The organism is Trinickia mobilis (assembly GCF_017315705.1).
GTDB classification, from domain to species: domain Bacteria; phylum Pseudomonadota; class Gammaproteobacteria; order Burkholderiales; family Burkholderiaceae; genus Trinickia_A; species Trinickia_A mobilis.
In genome coordinates this window covers 16,389-35,537 of the sequence record NZ_JAFLRF010000051.1, presented here as the reverse complement: position 1 = coordinate 35,537, position 19,149 = coordinate 16,389, and the positions used below count along the sequence as shown (strand labels likewise).

Here is a 19,149-nt window from a genome sequence, read left to right as displayed (position 1 = left end):
CGCGGCCGGCGCCGCGTCGCAAGCCTCGTAAGCCGCGGGGCGCACGCCGATGAACATCTCCCGCCTGTTCATCCTCCGGCCGGTCGCCACGTCGCTGTTGATGATCGCGCTCGTGCTGGTGGGGCTCGTCGCCGTGCGCTTTCTGCCGGTGTCGTCGCTGCCCCAAGTCGACTACCCGACGATCCAGGTGCAGACGTTCTACCCGGGCGCGAGCCCGAACGTGATGGCGACGACGGTCACCGCGCCGCTCGAAGTGCAGCTCGGCGAGATCCCCGGCCTCCAGCAGATGATTTCGTACAGCTCGGAAGGCGCGTCGGTCATCACGCTGCAGTTCGATCTGTCGCTGAACCTCGACATCGCCGAGCAGAACGTCCAGCAGGCGATCAACGCGGCCAACAGCTTCCTGCCGAGCGGCCTGCCGGCGCCGCCGACCTACGCGAAGGTGAACCCCGCCGACCAGCCGATCCTGACGCTCGCGGTGACGTCGAAATCGATGTCGCTGACGCAATTGGAGGACGCGGCGAACAACCGCCTCGCCACGAAAATCTCCGAAGTGCCGGGCGTAGGCGTCGTGACGACGGCGGGCGGCAATGTGCCGGCGGTGCGCGTCGAGGCCGACCCGCAAAAGCTCGCCGCCTACGGCCTCAATATCGACGACCTGCGCTCGCTCCTCGCGAACGTCAACGTCAGCCAGCCGAAAGGCAACTTCGACGGCCCCGAGCTCGACTACACGATCAACGCCAACGACCAGATCTCCGACCCCGCCGACTACTTGAACACGGTCGTCGCCTACCAGAACGGCGCGCCGGTCTACTTGCGCGACGTCGCGCGCGTGAGCCAGGCCGCCGAGGATGTCGAGCGCGGCGCCTGGTACAACCGCACGCCCGCGATCGTGCTCAACGTGCAGCGCCAGCCGGGCGCGAACGTGATCGCCACGGTCAACCAGATCAAGAAGCAATTGCCCGTGCTCGAATCCGCGCTGCCCGCGGGGATGCAGGTGACGATCGTCGGCGACAGCACGGGCGTGATCCGCTCGTCGGTATCGGATGCGGCCTTCGAATTGCTGCTCGCCATCGCGCTGGTCGTGGCGGTGATCTTCGTGTTCCTGCGCAACCTGCCGGCGACGATCATCCCGAGCATCTCGGTGCCGGTTTCGCTGATCGGCACGGTCGCGGTGATGTACGAGCTCAACTTCTCGATCGACAACCTCTCGCTGATGGCGCTGATCATCGCGACCGGCTTCGTGGTCGACGATTCGATCGTGATGATCGAGAACATCGTGCGCTATCTGGAGGAGGGCATGAGCCCGCTCGAAGCGGCGCTCGAAGGGGCCGGGCAGATCGGCTTCACGATCCTGTCGCTGACCGTGTCGCTTATCGCGGTGCTGATTCCGCTGTTGTTCATGGGCGGCGTGATCGGGCGGCTTTTCAGCGAGTTCGCGATCACGCTCGCGGTCACGATCGTGATCTCGGCCGTGGTGTCGCTGACCGTCGTGCCGATGATGTGCGCGCGGATTCTGCGCGCGCAGGCGCAGCGGCATCCGAGCCGCTTCGAGCGCGTGAGCGAGGGCCTGTTCAACAAGACGCTCCACGCCTACGACCTCGGACTGCGCTGGGTGCTCGAACACCAGACGCTCACGCTGCTCGTCGCGCTCGGCACGCTGGTGCTGACCGTGGTGCTGTACGCCGTCATTCCGAAGGGGCTGTTCCCGGTGCAGGACGTGGGCGTGATCCAGGGGATCAGCGTCGCGGACAACTCGGTGTCCTACAAGACGATGGTTACGCGCCAGGCCGCGCTCGCCGACGCGATCCTGAAAGATCCCGACGTCGTGTCGGTCACGTCCTACGTCGGCATCGACGGCACCAACACGACGCTGAACAACGGTCGCTTCCTGATCAACCTGAAGCCGCGCGACGACCGCTCGCTCACCGCCTTCGAAATCGCGCGGCGCCTGCAGGACGAAGTCGCCGGCGTGTCCGGCATCAAGCTCTATCTGCAGCCCGAGCAGGATTTGACGCTCGACACGACGGTCTCGCCGAATCAATACAAGTTCGTCTTGCGCGGGCCGAACCAGCAGGCGTTCAACCAATACGTGCCCGCGCTCGTCGAGAAGATGAAGCAGATCCCGTCGATCACGGACGTCGAGAGCGACCTCAATACCGACGGCATGAGCGTCAACGTCGAAGTGAACCGGCAACTGGCCGCCCGCTACGGCATCACGGCGGCGACGATCGACAACGCGCTCTACGACGCGCTCGGCCAGCGCATCGTCTCGACGATCTTCCAGCAGTCCGACCAGTACCGCGTGATCCTCGTGGCGAAGCCCGAGTCGCTGCCCGACGTGGCCTCGCTCGGCAACCTCTACCTGCCGAGCCAGACGAGCAGCAGCGGGCAAGTGCCGCTCAAAGGCATCGCGAAGATCAGCCTCACGCGCTCGCCGCTCGTGATCAGCCATCTCGCGCAGTTTCCGGCCGTGACGATCTCCTTCAACCTCGCGAAGGACGCGTCGCTGTCCACGGCGGTCGAGCGCATCCGGCAGGCCGAGCAGGCGGTGAATCTGCCGCCGTCGATCCAATCGGCGTTCCAGGGCGCCGCGCAAGCGTTCGAGGATTCGCTCTCGAGCGAGGTGTATCTGCTGATCGCCGCGCTCGCCGCCGTGTACATCGTGCTCGGCGTGCTCTACGAGAGCTACATCCATCCGGTGACGATCCTCTCGACGCTGCCTTCCGCCGGGATCGGCGCGCTGCTCGCGCTGATGATGGCGGGCAGCGACCTCGACGTGATCGGCATCATCGGCATCGTGCTGTTGATCGGCATCGTCAAGAAGAACGCGATCATGATGGTCGACTTCGCGCTCGAGGCCGAGCGCGTGCACGGCAAGCCGCCGCGGGAGGCGATCTTCGAGGCGTCGCTGCTGCGTTTCCGGCCGATCCTGATGACGACGCTGGCCGCCATGCTCGGCGCGTTGCCGATGCTGCTCGGCACCGGCACGGGCTCCGAGCTGCGCCGGCCGCTCGGTCTCGCGATCATCGGCGGCCTGACTTTGAGCCAGCTGCTCACGCTCTTCACGACGCCCGTCATCTACCTGATGTTCGACCGCCTCGCGCAGCGCTTTAGGGGCCGCAGCGCGAGCGCGCGCCCAGGGGAGGTGTGATGGGCCCCCACGCTCACATTCGTTCGCTGTCGACCGGAGTTAGCGCTTTAGCGCTTACTCCGGTCCCATGCAAAGCGCCCCCCGAGGGGGCTGGCGCCGTCCACGGCCGGCTTTGCAAAGCCGGCCGGCTGCGCAGGCGCGGAGCGATGCTCCGCGAATTCCCTGCTACGCCCCTTAGGGCGGCCTGGCGGGAGGCGCCGTGAACATCTCGGCGATCTTCATCCGGCGGCCCGTCGCGACCACGCTGCTGGCGATCGCGATTGCGCTGTCGGGTGCGCTCGCTTATTTCCGGCTGCCGGTCGCGCCGCTGCCCAACGTCGCTTATCCGGTCGTCGTCGTGCAGGCGAACATGGCGGGCGGCAGTCCGGAGATCATGGCGTCCACGGTGGCCGAGCCGCTCGAGCGGCGCCTCGCGACCATTGCCGGCGTGAACCAGCTCACGTCGATCAGCTATACGAGTTCGTCGTTGATCGTGGTCGTGTTCGACCTGAACCGCGACATCAACGGCGCCTCGCGCGACGTCGAAGCGGCGATCCAGGCCGCCCGCGCCGACTTGCCGACGACCCTGCGCAGCAACCCCACCTATCGCCAGTACAACCCGGCGGACGCGCCGGTCATGGTCCTCGCGCTCACCTCGGACACGCTGACCAAGGCCCAGCTCTACGACTCGGCCGATTCCGTGATTCAGCAGCAGCTCTCGCAGATCAGCGGCGTCGGCCAGATCACGCTCGGCGGCGGCGCGCTGCCGAGCGTGCGCGTCGAGCTGCAGCCGGGCAAGCTGACGAGCTACGGCATCGGCCTCGAAGACGTGCGCGCCGCGATCTCCGCCGCCAACGCGAACAGCGCGAAAGGACACATCGACCAGGGCGACCAGCGCTACGAGATTTTGTCGAACGACCAGATCAGCAGCGCCAAGCCCTATCGCGACCTCATCGTCGCCTACCGCAACGACGCGCCGGTCAAGCTCGGCGACGTGGCCGAAGTCATCGACTCCAACGAGAACATCCGCAACGCCGGGCTCTACAACGGCAAGTCGTCCGTGCTCGTGATCGTCTATCCGATGCCGGGCGGCAACGTCGTGAAGACGGTCCAGCAGATCCGCGCGAGGCTGCCTATCATCGAGGCGGCGCTGCCGAGCAGCATTCGCGTGGGCGTCGCGCTCGACCGTTCGCAATCGGTCGCCTCTTCGGTCGGCGATACCGAGCGCACGCTCTTTCTCGCCGTGCTGCTCGTGATCGGCGTGGTGTTCGTGTTCCTGCTGTCGCCGCGCGCGACGCTGATTCCGGCCACCGCGCTGCCGCTGTCGATCGTCGGCACGTTCGGGCCGATGTACCTGCTCGGCTACAGCATCGACAACCTGTCGCTGATGGCGCTGACGATCGGCACCGGCTTCGTCGTCGACGATGCGGTGGTGGTGCTCGAGAACATCGTGCGGCACCTGGAGGCGGGCATGGCGCCGCGCGAGGCGGCCTTGCAGGGCAGCGCCGAGGTGGGCTTCACGGTGATTTCGATGAGCCTGTCGCTGATCGCGGTGTTCCTGCCGATCCTCTTGATGCCGGGCATCGTCGGCCTGCTGTTTCACGAGTTCGCGGTGACGCTGTCGATCGCGATCCTGATTTCGCTCTTGATTTCGCTGACCGTCACGCCGACGATGTGCGCCTACGTGCTCACGCGCCAGAGCGCCGGGCATTCGAAAGCGCGCTGGGCGCTGCGGATCGAGGCGCAATTCGACCGCTTCAAGAACGCGTATTCGCGCTCGCTGCACGCCGTGCTCGACCACGCGTTGCTGATCGGCCTCGTGCTGATCGGTCTGCTGGTGGCGAACGTGTTCCTGTTCAAGCTGCTGCCCGCGACGTTCTTTCCCGAGCAGGACACCGGCATCCTGATCGGCCAGATCATCGCCGACCAGAGCATCTCGTTCCCCGCGATGCAAAAGAAGCTCGCGCAATTGCAGGACATCGTGCAGAAGGACCCCGCGGTGGCGGCCGTCGCGGGCTTTACCGGCGGCCGCGCGCTCAACTCCGCGAACGTCTATATCGAACTGAAGCCGCTCAACGAGCGCCATCTTTCGGCGGCCGAGGTCGTCAACCGGCTGCGGCCGGAGCTCAACGCCGTGTCGGGCGCGCGGCTCTTCCTGCAGGCGCAGCAGGACTTGCGGATCGGCGGGCGGCAATCCGCGGCCGAGTACCAGTACACGCTGACGAGCGACGACCCCGACGCGCTCTTCAAATGGGTGCCGCGTCTCGTGACCGAGCTCGGCAAGTACCGCACGCAGATGACCGACGTGAACTCGGACCTGCAGCAAAACGGCCTGCAGACGTACATCAGCATCAACCGCAGCACCGCGCGGCGTTACAGCTTCGAGCCGAACCAGATCGACAACGTGCTGTACGACGCATTCGGCCAGCGCACGGTCTCGACGATCTACAACGCGCTCAACCAGTACTTCGTGGTGATGGAAGTGGCGCCGGCGTACTGGCAGTATCCGCAGACGCTCGACAACGTGTTCTTGAGCGCCGCGGCGGGCAACCCGAGCGGCACGCAGCAGACGCAGATGCCGGGCGGCACCGTCTCGGCGATCCGGCAGGCGGTCGCGGTCGGCGCGGCGCAAACCGGCGCGGCGAAGACCAACTCGCTCAACGCGGACGCCGAAGCCAATCAGCTCACCAACAGCATTTCGAACAGCAAAGGCGGCAGTTCGAGCGGCAGCGCCGACAGCACCGCAGCCGAGAGCATGGTGCCGCTGCCCGCCATGACGACCTACGTCAACAACCACACGGCGACGCAGGTCAACCACCAGAGCGGGCTCGTTGCCGGGACGATTTCGTTCAACCTGCCGACTGGCGGTTCGCTGAGCCAGGCGCAGATCGCGATCGACAAAGCCGCGCAGGCGATCGGCATGCCCGCGTCGATCCACGGCGCGTTCGCGGGCGCTGCGCAAGCCTTTGCACAGTCGATGTTCGCGATTCCGCTCCTGATCCTGGCGGCACTCGTCGTCGTGTACCTCGTGCTCGGCGTGCTCTACGAGAACACCATTCACCCGCTCACGATTCTCTCGACGCTGCCTTCCGCGGGCATCGGCGCGACGCTCGCGATGCTGATTCTCGGCACGCCGTTCTCGGTGATCGCGTTGATCGGCATCATCCTCTTGATCGGCATCGTCAAGAAGAACGGGATCATGATGGTCGACGTCGCGATCCAGTTGCAGCGCAATCAGGGAAGGGACGCGAAGCAGGCGATCCACGAAGCCGCCGTCGTGCGGCTGCGGCCGATCATGATGACGACCGCCGCGGCCGTGCTCGGCGCCGTGCCGCTCGCGGTCGGGATCGGACAGGGGGCGTCGCTGCGCCAGCCGCTGGGCGTCACCGTGATGGGGGGCTTGATCCTGAGCCAGGTCTTTACGCTGTATACGACGCCTGTGATCTACCTCTATCTCGATCGCCTGCGCAGCCGGATCGGGAAGTGGAGCGCCGCGCTGCCGTGGAACCGGCGGGAGGCATCATGAAACCCTTATCCAAACCGCTGGCCGCCGCCGTTGCCCTGCTGCTCGGCGGCTGCATGGTCGGGCCGAATTACCACCGGCCGCAGGTTGCCGTGCCCGCGCATTATCAGGAGCTCGAAGGATGGACCGAGGCCGAGCCCGATGCCGCGGCCGGCCCCAAGGGCGACTGGTGGACCGGCTTTCACGATCCGTTGCTCGATGAACTCGAACCGCTCGTCTTAGTCTCGAACCAGACCGTGCGCCTCGACTACGCGAACTATCAGCAGGCGCTCGCTGAAGTGCGCGTGGCGCGCAGTGCGCTTTTTCCGGCAATCGGCGTCACCGGCTCGGTGACGCGCGCGCGCAGCCCGACCGGAAACCTGAGCAGCGCAAGCAGCTCGCGGCTTTCCAACTTCCAGCCGGTGAACAATTCGGGCTCGCTCGAAGGCGACGTCAGTTGGGCGCCGGACTTGTGGGGCCTCGTGCGCCGCCAGATCGAACAAAGCGCCGCGACCGCGCAGGCGAGCGAAGCGACGCTTGCGAACGCGACGCTGTCCGAGCAGATCGCGCTCGCGACGGCCGTCATCGATCTGCGGATCACCGACGCCAACATCGACCTCCTGCAGCACACCGTCGATGCTTACACGGGCTACCTGCGCGTCGTCGCCGACCAGGACAAGGCCGGCACGGTGCCGCCGTCCGATCTGATCACCGCGCGCACCCAGCTCGAAAACGCGCAGGCGAGCCTGATCGCGCTCGGCGTGGCTCGCGCGCAAAACGCGCATGCGATTGCGGTGCTCGTCGGCAAGAACCCCGAGGACCTGACGATCCCGCACAGCACCGCGCTGCCGACGCAGCCCGCGATCCCCGCGGGCGTGCCGTCGACGCTCCTCGAACGCCGGCCCGACATCGCCGTCGCCGAGCGTCAGATGGCGGCGGCCAACGCGTCGATCGGCGTCGCCGTGGCTGCCTACTACCCGGCGGTCTCGCTGTCGGCGCTCGACGGCTTTACGCAGTCGCCGCTGAACGGCTTGCTGCACATCAGCAACTACGTGTGGTCGCTCGGCGGCAGCGCGACCGAGACGCTGTTCGACGGCGGCGAGCGCAGCGCCGAAGTGGCGGCGGCGAAGGCGGCCTACGACGCGACGGTGGCGAACTATCGCGGCACCGTGCTCACCGCGTTCGAGAACGTCGAGAACGACCTCGCCGGCTTGCGCATTCTGTCCCAGCAGGCCGATGTGCTCGCCGCCGCCGTGCGCGACGCGAAACGCGGCACGGAAATCGCGCTCAACGAATACCAGGCGGGCACGGTCGACTACACGACTGTCGCGGTCGCGCAGACCACGCAGTTGAACGACGAGCAAAGCGCGCTGAATGTGCGGCAGCAAAGGCTGCTCGACGCGGCGTCGCTGATCGGCGATCTGGGGGGAGGGTGGTCGAGCGCTGCCATGCACGATCCGCGGCAGCAGTCGCAGCACGCGATCTTGCCGTAGGGGCGGGATGAAAGAGACGCACCGTCTTCCCTATCATCCTGCCCCTGGCGTATCCGGCAATGTCTTGCTGACGGGATCCGGCGCCCGCGCAGAATTGAGCGTGTCGTCAGTCCAGCCGCCGCCGAGTGCGCGAATGAGGTCCACGTTCGCGTCGAGCTGCTGAGTCCGGATCTCGATCACGCTGCGTTCCGATTCGAGCGCGGCGGATTGCGCCTCGACGACGTCCAGATAGCTGACCGCGCCGCGCCGGTAGCGCGAGAGCGCGAGATTGACCGAGAGATCGGCGGCACTGGCGGCGTCTTGTTGCTGAGCGGTCGCGGTGCCCAGTTCGGTGAGCAGCGTCAAGTCGTCTTCGACTTGCTTGAAGGAGGCGAGCACCACGCTCCGGTAGCGTTCGGCTGCCTCCGATTTTGCCGCCTTGGCGGACTCGACTTGGGCTCGCCGCTTGCCGCCGTCGAAGAGATACACCGCAAGCGTCGGTCCGATCGCCCAGAACGAGCTTGGCGCGCTGAGCAAATCCGCATACACCGAACTCTGCACGCCGCCTTGGGCGCTCAACGTAAGCGACGGGAAGTACGCCGTACGCGCGACGCCGATCTCCGCATTAGCCTCTGCCACGCGCCGCTCGGCGGCGGCGACATCGGGGCGGCGCTGCAGCAACGCCGAAGGCACGCCGACCGGAATCGCGGGCAACGCGACCGGATCGACGCTGGGCGCGATCCGGAAGTCCGATGCCGGCGCGCCCACCAACGCGGCGATCGCGTGCTCGACCAGCGCGCGCTTGGCCTCCACCTGCGTAAGGTCCGACTGCGCGGACGACAGTTGCGTCTTCGCGCGGGCCACGTCGAGGCCCGACGTCACGCCGCCGTCGTGCAGCGTGCGAGTCAGGTCGAGCGCTTTCTGGTAGGCCTGCGCGGTGCCTTCGAGAAGGTGGATTTGCTGGTCGAAGCTGCGCAGGTCGAGGTAGCTGCGCGCCAGTTCGACTTCAAGACTCAATTGCGTCGAAGCGAGGTCGGCTTTCGTCGCTTCGCTTTCGTCCTTGCCTGCGGCGATGGAATCGCGAACCCGTCCCCACAGATCGACTTCATAGTCGACCTCGGCGCCGAGCGTCACCGAGTTGTAGTCCGTCGGCGCGGTCGCGCCGCGCAACGGGCGCGTGTCGGATTCGCGAGCGCGCTGCGCGTTGCCCGCTGTCGACACTTGAGGATAAAGCTGCGAGCTGACCTGCTTGACGAACGCCTGAGACTGCACGTAGTGAAAGTACGCGGCGCGCAGGTCGTGATTGTTGGCGATCAGCCGTTGTTCGAGGTCGTCGAGCTGGGGCTCGCCATAGAGCTTCCACCATCCCGCACGATCGAGCCGGTCGGCGGGGGAGGCCGCAGTCCACGGCTCTTGCGTGCGGTACGCCTGCGCCACGGGCACCTCGGGCACGGTGTAACGAGGCGCCAGCGAGCAGGCGCTCAGCGCTGCGGTGCCCGCCAGCAAGGCGAATGTGGCGAGCTTAGCCATGATGCGCCGCCTTGCCCGCCGCGCTGGCTACGTGAACGTGATCGCCCTCGGCGAGGCCGTCGGGCGGCGTATCGATGACGCGATCGCTTGCCGCGAGTCCCGAGCCGATCTGGACCGCGTTGCCGAGATCCTGCTCGATCGCCACGGGCTTGAAATGAACTTCATCGTGGTCGTCGACGGTCGCGAGGCGCAGCCCGTGATCGTCGAATATCAGCGTGCTCGCCGGCACGCGCAACGTGCCCGCGCGCACCGGCAGTGCGAAGTGCAGATTGACGAAGCTGCCCGGCAGCAGCAGATGGCCGGGATTGTCGACCATCAGCTGCACGAGCGTCGTACCCGATGCTGCGTTGACCGAGTCGGCGAGGCCGACGACTTGCGCCGCGAAGCGCTTGCCTGGGAATTCGGGGACGGTGAACGCCGCGGTGTCGCCGGGCTTGACCATCGGCGCGTAGTCTTGCGGCACGTGCACGTAGACGCGCAACTTGTCCACGCTCGATACCGAAAAGAGCTGCGCTTCGCTGCCGCTGCCGGCATTGATCAACGCGCCGATATCGGTATTGCGCGCGGTAATCACGCCGTCGAACGGCGCGACGATCTTCGCGAAGGCCTTCGTCGCGACGAGCCGGTCGACGTTAGCCTGCGCCGAGATGACGCGAGCCTTCTTGGCTGCGTAGTCTTGCGTGCGGTCGTCCACCTCCTGGCGGGACACGGAATCGGAGGCCAGCAGCGCTTGCCAGCGCTCGGCGCTCGTCTTGGCCAGGGACGCGTCGGCTTGAGCACTGGCGAGATCGGCCTTCGCCTGGTTCAACTGCTGGTCGAGCTCCGGCGTATCGATAATGGCAAGCTCCTCGCCCGCCTTTACGCGATCGCCGATATCGACGCGCCACGATTTCAAGTAGCCGCTCACGCGCGCATAGATGGGGGCGCTCGTGAACGCCTCCAGGCGTCCGGGCAGGTCGAGCATGCCGCCCGATGCCGGCTGCGCCGGCGCGATGACGGTCACGGTCGGAATCGCCTCGGCCTCGGTCCAGTTCTTGAGCCGGCGCGCGTCGGTCACACGCACGGTGACGCCGGCGGCCACGATGACGACGGCAACGATGGCTCCCGCTATCCCGGCGATCGACAGCTGGCGTTGGGGAAGTGACGAGCGTGGTGTCGGTTCAGACGACATGGGCGGGACCTCGAGAAATCGGTGTGGAGGTCGACGTGCGACCCCGGCGGGAATGGATCATGCAAAACACGGCCGGCACCAGGAACAGCGTGGCGGTCGTGGCGAACAGGAGGCCGCCGATCACGGCGCGGCCCAGCGGCGCGTTTTGCTCGCCGCCTTCGCCAAGGCTCAGCGCCATCGGCGCCATGCCGATGATCATCGAGAGCGCCGTCATCAGCACCGGACGAAAGCGTGTGGCGCCGGCTTCGAGCGCGGCCTTGAACGCGTCGCCGTGCTCGGCCAGGCGTTCACGGCAAAAGCTCACGACGAGAATCGAGTTGGCCGTGGAGACGCCCATGCACATGATGGCGCCGGTCAACGCAGGCACCGACATCGTGGTGTGCGTCGCGAACAGCATCCAGACGATGCCGGCCAAGGCGCCGGGCAGCGCGGTGACGATCACGAGCGGATCGGCCCACGACTGGAAGTTGACGACGATGAGCAGGTAGATCAGCACGACGGCGCCCAGCAGGCCGAAGAGCATGCCGCTGAACGCGCTGTTCATCGTCTGGATCTGGCCGAGCAGGACGACCTTCGACCCTTTCGGCGCATCCTTGGCGTTGGCGGCCACGATGTGCCGGATGTCGGACGCCACCGCGCCCAGGTCGCGGCCCTGCGTCGTCGCGAAAATCTCGACCATCGGCGCGATGTTGTAGTCGTCGACGACGGCGTTGCTCGACGTGCGGCGGATCGTGGCGAGGCCGCCGAGGACCTGCCCGTCGTTGGCCGCCGCGCCGCCGCTGAGCGGCAGGTTGGCGAGCGAGGAAAGCGTATCGAGGCCGTACTGCGGCGTTTGCAGCACGATCGGATATTCGACGCCGTTGGCCTGGTTGAGCCAGTACGTGGGCGCGACCTGGCCCGAGCCCGCCATGTGGACCACGAGGCTGTTCGTCACATCGCGCTCGGTCACGCCCTGGAGCTGCGCCTGGGTCCGGTCGACGTCGACATCGAACTGGGGATTGGCCTGCGATTCCTGGAGGCGCGCGTCGACGACGCCGGGCACGCGGCGGATCTGCCGCAGCAGCTGGTTCGCGTACGCGAAGTCGGCGGGCAGGTGGCTGCCGCGCACCTGCAGCGCGATCGGCGCGGGCGAGCCGAAGTTCAGGATCTGGCTGACGATGTCCGCGGGCGGGAACGAGAACGTCACGCCCGGAAACGCTTGTGGCAGGGTTTCGCGCAGCTTGCGGACGTATCCGGCGGTGGGATGGTGGCCTTCCTTGAGCGCGATCTGGATATCGCCGTCTTGCGAGCCCACCGTGCCGGTGTTGTTATAGGCGGTGTTCAGGCCGCTGATCGAAATGCCCATGTTGTCGACGATCGAGTCGAGCTCGGAGGGGGGGATCGTCGCCCGAATCTGCTTTTCCGCGGCCGCGAAGATTTCCGCGGTCTTTTCGACACGCGTTCCGACCGGCGCCCGCACGTGCAACAGGATCTGGCCGGCGTCGACGTCGGGAAAGAAGTTGCGGCCGAGCATCGGCACCAGCGCGAACGAGAGCAGCGCGAACGCGAAGAAGCCCACGACGAAGCCGCGGCGATGCGTCAAGGTCACTTCGAGGATCGCACTGTAGTTCGTGCGAATGCGTTCGAACCGCGCTTCGAAGCCGCGCTGGAAGCGCGCGAGCGGGTTGGCGCTCGGCGCGCGATCCTCGCCGTGCGCGTGAGGCTTGAGCAGGTACTTCGCCATGGTCGGCACGAGCGTGCGCGACAGGATGAACGACGACACCATCGCGAAGATCACCGCCTCCGCCATCGGCACGAACAGGAACTTCGCCACGCCGTCGAGAAAGAACATCGGCACGAACACGATGCAGATGCAAAGCAGCGAGACGAAGGCGGGCGTGACGATTTGCGCGGCGCCGTCGAGGATCGCCGTCTCGACTGCCTTGCCTTGCTCCAGATGCCAGTTGATGTTCTCGATCGTCACCGTCGCGTCGTCGACGAGAATCCCTACCGCAAGCGCGAGGCCGCCCAGCGTCATGATGTTCAGCGTCTCGCCGAGCGCCGAGAGCGTGGCGATCGAGCCGAGCACCGCGAGCGGAATGGAGGTGGCGATGATGAGCGTCGAGCGCCAGCTGCCGAGGAACAGCAGGATCATCAGGCTCGTCAGCACCGCGGCGATCAGGCCTTCGCGCGCGACGCCGGAAATTGCCGAGCGAACGAAGATCGATTGATCGCCGATCGCATCGATGCGCAGGTTGGCGGGCAGCGAGGCCTTCGCATCGGCGACTTTCTGCCGGATCCCCGCGATGATGGCGAGCGTCGAGGCCGAGCCGTTCTTGAGGACGGTGAGCAGCACCGAGCGCTTGCCGTCGACGTGCACGATGTTCGTCTGCGGCGGGCTGCCGTCGGTCACGTCGGCGACGTCGCGCATATACACCGTGGTGCCGTTCGCCGTCTTGATCGGCATGCCGGCGATCGCAGCGATGGACGAGGGCGCGTCGTTCAACTGGACCGTGTACTCGTAATCGCCCACTTTCTCCGTGCCGACCGGCGTGATCAGGTTCTGCGCGGCCAGCGCAGCGGCGACGTCCTCGGCGGAGAGTCCGCGTGCCTGCAGCTCAGACGGCTTCACATTGATCTGGACCTGGCGCGACTTGCCGCCATAGGGGTAGGGCAGCGCCGCGCCTTGCACCGTGGTGAGAACCGGCCGCAGCTGATTCAGGCCGAGGTCGGCGAGGTTCTGCTCCGTGAGGCCATTGCCGGAAAGTGCGAGCTGGATGATGGGGACCGTCGACGCGCTGTAGCTGATGATGAGCGGCGGCGTGGCGCCCGGCGGCAACTGCTTGAGGATGACCTGAGCGACCGACGTGACTTGCGCATTCGCGGTGCGGATGTCCGCGCCCGGCTGAAAGAAGATCTTGACGACGCCATAGCCTGTAATCGATTTGCCTTCGATGTGTTCGACGTCGTTGACAGTCGTCGTCAAGATGCGTTCGAACGGCGACATCATGCGCCCTTCCATCTGATCCGGCGGCAGCCCCGTGTATTGCCAGATCACGGCGACGACCGGGATCTTGATGTCGGGAAAGATATCGGTGGGCGTTCTCAAGGCGGCAAGCGGCCCGATGATGAGAATGAAGATCGCCAGCACGACGAATGTATACGGCCTGTTGAGAGCGATACGAACAATACCGACCATAAAAATTCCAGATATGCAGACCAGCTGCGTTGAAGTCCACGGCGTTCTGCGATGTTTTCAACGTTGATGAGAAACGCTCGTTGGACTGCGCTCGATGTGTAGACGAGCCAACGGCAGCGGTGTGATTGGTGCCTATCGAAGCTTTTTCCGTCCCACAACTTCGCCCCGGGTTATTTCATTAGCTGGTCGTCACTGTTGGGAAAGTTGTCAGTACATCCGCATTGCCTGACGTTTCGTGCGAGAGATGTTCCGGCACCTATCGCCAAATGGTGATGCGCGCATGGCTGCATGGAGACGAATCGCGCGGGTCGGGGACCACCCGCGTGATTGAACTCCCGGTACTGACGGAACAAAGCGTTACGGATGTGCGTAGATAGTCGAGTTCAGATTGGCGAGCTGGCCATCACGCTCAGCTCTCACCAGTTCCTGATAGACCTCGGCGCGTGTCTTCGCGGTGGCCGGCGGGTCGGACGGGTTCGCCGATTGGCCGGCCGGATCCGCGGCAGCGGTCTGGGCGGCTTGCGAGACGCCGTTGCCGGCTGCTTGGGGCGGCAGCGCGCTCGCACAAGCCGAAATGAAAACCGAGCCGGAAACAAGGGCAGCGAGTAACGCGTGCTTCACTTTAGTAATCCTCATAAAAGACAGACGGCGTAGGAAAAGCGTGGCCAGAAAGCACGCCTCGCTAAAACAAAACAGCACAGCAGTGCCATGCAGTCAATGGTAGACATTAAGCCAATGGAGATAAATGGAGTTTTTTAATAAACCGTCTTTCGCTATCCGTAACTATCCGGACAAGACGGATTACACCCGGTGCGTTCGATCGGGTTATCGACAAAGAGTCGATGCTGAATTCGACGGCGACGCGTCCCGATATACGCTACTGCAGCCTGTGAATGGCCACGAGCGCGGAATTTGCGAATCAAAGTGACGCATTGGCGGCGCCCGGCGCAGCGGAGCCGGCCCGGTCAGCAGCACTAAAACCGATGAAGCACGCCGAAAATCAAGACTTCCTGCGTTGCACCGCCGGCTATTCCATAAGAACCGATAGACGCTTGCGCTTGACGCGTTCCGCCGGCCGCTGTGCGCTGGGTCCCACTCGCATGCTGATACGCTGCAACACCATAAAGTTCGGTTCGGCGAGAGAGGCTGTAGGTCGCGCCGACGTTCGCCTGGTGGTATGTGGCGGACGTGTCGCCGCTGGCATGCGTACAGGTGTAGCCGAGACCGAGAAGCGTTTGCGAGGTAAGGTGGTAGCTTGCAAAGACGTTGCCGATATTCCAATGTTCGTTGGAGACGAACTTGGACTGGCCGTCGGCCTTCAGTTGTACGTTGCTATAAGACGTGCCTACGGTCAACTTGTCGAGTACGTACTGTGCGGCAGCACGCGTGATACCCATTGAATGCGCACTCTGATACCCGTCGTTGATTGGACTTACAAATAATGAGTCGGCAGTCGGGCTGCTCCATGAATTTCGAAACGGCGCTTCACTTACGTTGCTGGAGTAGAAGTAACCCGCCGCGACGCCAACCGGCCCGCTGGCATAGGAAGCGGCTCCGCTCCATGCTGCTCCTTGCCCCGGCGAACCCGCGATCCCCGAAAGTCCATACAACCCTTCGAACGTCAGGCCGCCATAGTTAGGCGACACATACTTGATCGAGTTTGAAATCCGCATCGTGTTGTCGTAGTTATCGATATCGCCCGGCGTCGAAAAAGAGCCTCCAAGTGGATGGTCAGCTGTCAGGCCTTGGACCAGATCAACGATCGGATCGTACTGCCGGCCCAGTACTATCGAGCCATACGTCTTGTCGGCAAGGCCCATGAAAGCTTGCCGTCCGAACTCGCGGCCTCCTTGCTTTAACTGGCCGTTCATGATGCTGAACCCGTTCTCGAGATCGAATATCGTGCTGAGTCCGCCGCCTAGGTCCTCGACGCCCTTTATCCCCCAGCGATCGTTGTGTATGTTTCCGGTGAGGGCACCGTACTCGCTTCCGGTGTTGGTCTTGATGAAGCCTACGCCGGCGTCGAGGAGGCCATAGAGGGTGACGCCGGATTGAGCGTTCGACACGGATGGAACCGTTAGTATTCCAAATGAAACAAAAGAATAAACAAGCTTTTTCAATTTCATATCCCGTAATGATGTGGGCGGGGTTGGCAAGCTTTTTCCGCCGACGCTTTAGTAATATTCATTCATGAAACTGACGCCGGTTTGAAGCTTCACCCTTCAGGAAAACGAGACGGATTTCGAGGCCAAGTTTAGGAAATGAGCGGCGAGCAATCCAATGGATAATGTGAACTCCGTTATAAACAGCGCGAATATGTGATGTTTTTTTGAATAGGCGAATATGACGCAAAAGCTCATTACCTATTTTGGAATAGTCGCCGCTGCAGGCTGTAGTTGGTATGTGATAACGCGTAAAGAATAATTATCGCTATTACATGGTCCAAGACGACGGCCGCCGCCGAGACGAGTAAAACTCAACTCGGGACTGGCAGGTCAGCGGCCATGTCCTGAATCTGCGCAGATTGCCGCAACGCCTCCTGCTCGGCGGTGAGCGGCGCAAACTGTGCGCGCAAGAAATCGACCCATGTCCGGATCTTCGCGTCGAGGTATTCGCGTGACGAATAGAGTGCGCGGATATTGAGCGGCTGCGACGTATATTCCGGCATGATCCAAACGAGCTCGCCACTGCTGAGCCAGTCGATGACCGTAAAGGTCGGCAGGATTGCGATGCCCATCCCTTCGCGCACTGCGGCCGCCATGGCTTCCGTTCCGTTGACTTGGAATGTCGCCCGCGGCAGCTCATGGCTCTCGACGCCACGCGGGCCGTTGAAAATCCATTTGTCGAAGGTCAAACCGGGCGTAATGACCTGCAGGCAGACGTGGTTGGGCAGATCGGCCGGCGTTCTCGGCACGCCGTGGCGTTCAAGATAGGAAGGCGCGGCGCAAGCGATGCTTAAAGCGCTGCCGAGCCGCTCCGAAACGAGTCCCGAGTCGGGCAGATGATGGCTGCAGACCACCGAGACATCGTAGCCCTCTTCGAGGAGGTCAGGAATGCGCTGCGCGAGCGTCAGCTTGACGGACACCTCGGGAAAACGCTGCTGATATTGGTTGATGGCCGGCACGACATATTGCTGGGCGATGCCCGACATCGCATGGATGTGCAGCTTGCCGGAGGGACGCGCATACGCATTGCCCGCTTCGGCTTCGGCCATCTCGACGTGTGCAAGGATCTGCCGGCACTGCTGGAAGTAACGCTGGCCCGCCTCCGTCAGCGCGATGCGCCGCGTGGACCGATTGAGGAGCCGCGTGCGCAGATGCGTTTCCAGATCGGACACCGCGCGCGATACCGTGGGCGTCGTCGCTTCCATCTGCTGGGCCGCCGCCGTGAAGCTTCCCGACTCGACGACTCGCACGAAAACACGCATGTTTTGTAAGGTATCCATATAGGCTCAAATGGGTTGCGCGCTTCGTGCGACGCGTGCCCGCCGTGTCAGAACGACAATCGCCAAGCAGGACAGCAGCGACACTGCTCCGCTGACGAGCAGCGCATCGGCAAACCCCACCGCACTTGCAGTACGAGCCGCAAGCAACATCGAAGCGTGTATCGCATCCGGCAGCAATCCGGACGTATGTTCGGCATCGCCGGACAGGACGCGGTTGATGAAGGTTGTGAGGATGTCCGGGCGGATGCCCGTGTCAGCCACGCGGTCACTAAAGAAGAGATGGGCGCGCTGCGACATCACCGCACCGAGAACGCCGATCGACATCACGATGCCCGCGAATCGCGTCGCCGACGCGAGACCCGACGCCATGGCCGCACGTTCCTTCGGCGCGACCTCCATGATTGCCTGCACGGTCGTGCCATTCAGGATGCCGCCGCCCAGGCCGATCACGCACATCGCGATCGCAACGGGCCAGTAGTGCCCGCTCGTCGCCACAGCCGAGGCCGCAAGGTTTCCGATCAGTACGATGACAAACCCGATGCAAAGCAGAAAGTGCACGCTGCGCCCCCTGCCGATGTGGCTCCCGATGCTCGGGCCCAGCAACATCAGCGCGGCAAACGGCAACATCATGAGGCCGCCATGCAGCGGTGACACATTGAACCAGACCTGCAAATACAGCGGGAAAAGCGTCAGCAGAACCTGAGCGGATGCCGCATACCCGAACATTCCGATGACGCCCGCGTTAAACACGCCGCTGCGGAACAGCTTCAGGTCCACCATCGCGTGCGCGCGGCGCTGCTCGACCAGCAGGAAGACCACGAAGCTGACGAAGGCAACGCCCCATTTGATGAGCGTCGGCCGTGCAAGCCACCCGGCGCCGTTGGCCGATATCAGCGCCCAGATCAGCACGCCCAGCGAGCAGGCGAACAGGAGACTGCCGGCGATGTCGAGCGGGCGCCGGGTCGCACTGCGCGAGTCGGGAACGATGCTGCGCACGAGCGCGAAAATGACGATGCCGAGTGGTCCATTGATCAGGAAGATTGATCGCCACCCGAAAACATCCGTGAATACTCCCCCGATGATCGGCGCGAGGCACGTGGTCAAGCCAATGCAGGTGCCCCAGATCGCCCATGCCTTCGAAGCGAGGCTGGTGCCCGTAAATGCGTTGCCGATGATCGAGAGGGCGGACGTGAGCTGAAACGCCGCACCGATGCCCTGGACGGCACGCCAGGCATCAAGCGTCGTGGGACTGTGGGCCGTCCCGCAGCCAATTGAGGCAACCGTAAAGACGACAAGTCCGGAAAGCAGGACGGTGCGACGGCCAAACCGGTCCGCGAAGCCGCCCGCGGGTAGCATGCATGAGGTGAACGTGATCAGGTAGGCGCTGATCACCCACTCCAACTGATCAAATGCCGTGCCAAAGTCACGCGATATGGATGGAAGCGAAAGAGCCACCATGTTGGCATCAAGCACTACCAGGACGCAGACCGATGTCGTGACGACTAGCAGGACGAGGTCGCCCCGCGTCCACGCGCGGCTGTCGTTGGGTTGTGTTTGGTTCGGCATATTTATTCCTTCGGCGCGTACTGCATCTCGCCGTTGCCGAACGCGTCGACCATTGCTTCATAGACCGTGTCGCTGACGACACGGACGACTTCCGGTGACGCATCTCTTGACAGATTGATTCGTACGAGTGGCATCCCTATCTCCGTGGATGG

Annotated in this window: 11 protein-coding genes; 3 read left to right on the top strand and 8 right to left on the bottom strand. The window is 64.2% G+C overall.

Annotated features, from left to right (window positions below):
* The first annotated feature begins 49 nt into the window (after positions 1–49).
* From J3489_RS33200 to J3489_RS33190, 3 genes are all read left to right on the top strand, one after another.
* Entirely contained in the window at positions 50–3,154 is a 3,105-nt protein-coding gene (locus J3489_RS33200) for an efflux RND transporter permease subunit (protein WP_207005055.1), read from the top strand.
* Between the two features lie 199 nt (positions 3,155–3,353).
* Positions 3,354–6,659 carry an efflux RND transporter permease subunit gene (locus J3489_RS33195; RefSeq protein WP_207005054.1) on the top strand — a complete coding sequence of 1,102 codons (3,306 nt, stop codon included), beginning with the start codon at positions 3,354–3,356 and terminating at the stop codon, positions 6,657–6,659.
* Complete coding sequence (locus J3489_RS33190) at positions 6,656–8,128, top strand: efflux transporter outer membrane subunit (protein WP_207005053.1); 1,473 nt, start codon at positions 6,656–6,658, stop codon at positions 8,126–8,128. The genes J3489_RS33195 and J3489_RS33190 overlap by 4 nt, the downstream gene beginning before the upstream one ends.
* A gap of 33 nt (positions 8,129–8,161) precedes the next feature.
* Here J3489_RS33190 and J3489_RS33185 read toward each other — a convergent pair whose 3' ends face one another.
* The 8 genes from J3489_RS33185 to J3489_RS38420 all read right to left on the bottom strand — a co-directional run bounded on the left by J3489_RS33185 (position 8,162) and on the right by J3489_RS38420 (position 19,131).
* Entirely contained in the window at positions 8,162–9,637 is a 1,476-nt protein-coding gene (locus J3489_RS33185) for an efflux transporter outer membrane subunit (protein WP_207005052.1), read from the bottom strand.
* On the bottom strand, positions 9,630–10,808 hold the full coding sequence (locus J3489_RS33180) for an efflux RND transporter periplasmic adaptor subunit (RefSeq protein ID WP_207005051.1): 1,179 nt from the start codon (positions 10,806–10,808) through the stop codon (positions 9,630–9,632). Before J3489_RS33180 ends, J3489_RS33185 begins: the two co-directional genes overlap by 8 nt.
* The gene (locus tag J3489_RS33175; RefSeq protein WP_207005050.1) at positions 10,798–13,986 is read right to left on the bottom strand and encodes an efflux RND transporter permease subunit; all 3,189 of its coding nucleotides are present in this window, start codon (positions 13,984–13,986) and stop codon (positions 10,798–10,800) included. Before J3489_RS33175 ends, J3489_RS33180 begins: the two co-directional genes overlap by 11 nt.
* 357 nt (positions 13,987–14,343) lie before the next feature.
* Complete coding sequence (locus J3489_RS33170; protein ID WP_309491462.1) at positions 14,344–14,607, bottom strand: hypothetical protein; 264 nt, start codon at positions 14,605–14,607, stop codon at positions 14,344–14,346.
* 353 nt (positions 14,608–14,960) lie between these two features.
* Positions 14,961–16,106 (bottom strand): porin, encoded by a 1,146-nt coding sequence (locus J3489_RS33165; RefSeq protein ID WP_242540505.1) that lies wholly within the window; start codon positions 16,104–16,106, stop codon positions 14,961–14,963.
* A gap of 356 nt (positions 16,107–16,462) precedes the next feature.
* A complete protein-coding gene (locus J3489_RS33160) occupies positions 16,463–17,431 on the bottom strand; it encodes a LysR family transcriptional regulator (protein WP_207005047.1) in 969 nt (322 codons plus the stop codon).
* A gap of 6 nt (positions 17,432–17,437) precedes the next feature.
* Entirely contained in the window at positions 17,438–18,997 is a 1,560-nt protein-coding gene (locus J3489_RS33155) for an MFS transporter (RefSeq protein ID WP_207005046.1), read from the bottom strand.
* A 2-nt stretch (positions 18,998–18,999) separates the two neighbouring features.
* The gene (locus tag J3489_RS38420; protein ID WP_255555313.1) at positions 19,000–19,131 is read right to left on the bottom strand and encodes a hypothetical protein; all 132 of its coding nucleotides are present in this window, start codon (positions 19,129–19,131) and stop codon (positions 19,000–19,002) included.
* Positions 19,132–19,149 lie beyond the last annotated feature (18 nt).

Bases quoted from the DNA above. Each gene is read 5' to 3' on its own strand.
- J3489_RS33200 (WP_207005055.1), top strand. From the start codon at position 50: ATGAACATCTCCCGCCTGTTCATCCTCCGGCCGGTCGCCACGTCGCTG.
- J3489_RS33190 (WP_207005053.1), top strand. From the start codon at position 6,656: ATGAAACCCTTATCCAAACCGCTGGCCGCCGCCGTTGCCCTGCTGCTC.
- J3489_RS33185 (WP_207005052.1), bottom strand. From the start codon at position 9,637: ATGGCTAAGCTCGCCACATTCGCCTTGCTGGCGGGCACCGCAGCGCTG.
- J3489_RS33180 (WP_207005051.1), bottom strand. From the start codon at position 10,808: ATGTCGTCTGAACCGACACCACGCTCGTCACTTCCCCAACGCCAGCTG.
- J3489_RS33175 (WP_207005050.1), bottom strand. From the start codon at position 13,986: ATGGTCGGTATTGTTCGTATCGCTCTCAACAGGCCGTATACATTCGTC.
- J3489_RS33160 (WP_207005047.1), bottom strand. From the start codon at position 17,431: ATGGATACCTTACAAAACATGCGTGTTTTCGTGCGAGTCGTCGAGTCG.
- J3489_RS33155 (WP_207005046.1), bottom strand. From the start codon at position 18,997: ATGCCGAACCAAACACAACCCAACGACAGCCGCGCGTGGACGCGGGGC.
- J3489_RS38420 (WP_255555313.1), bottom strand. From the start codon at position 19,131: ATGCCACTCGTACGAATCAATCTGTCAAGAGATGCGTCACCGGAAGTC.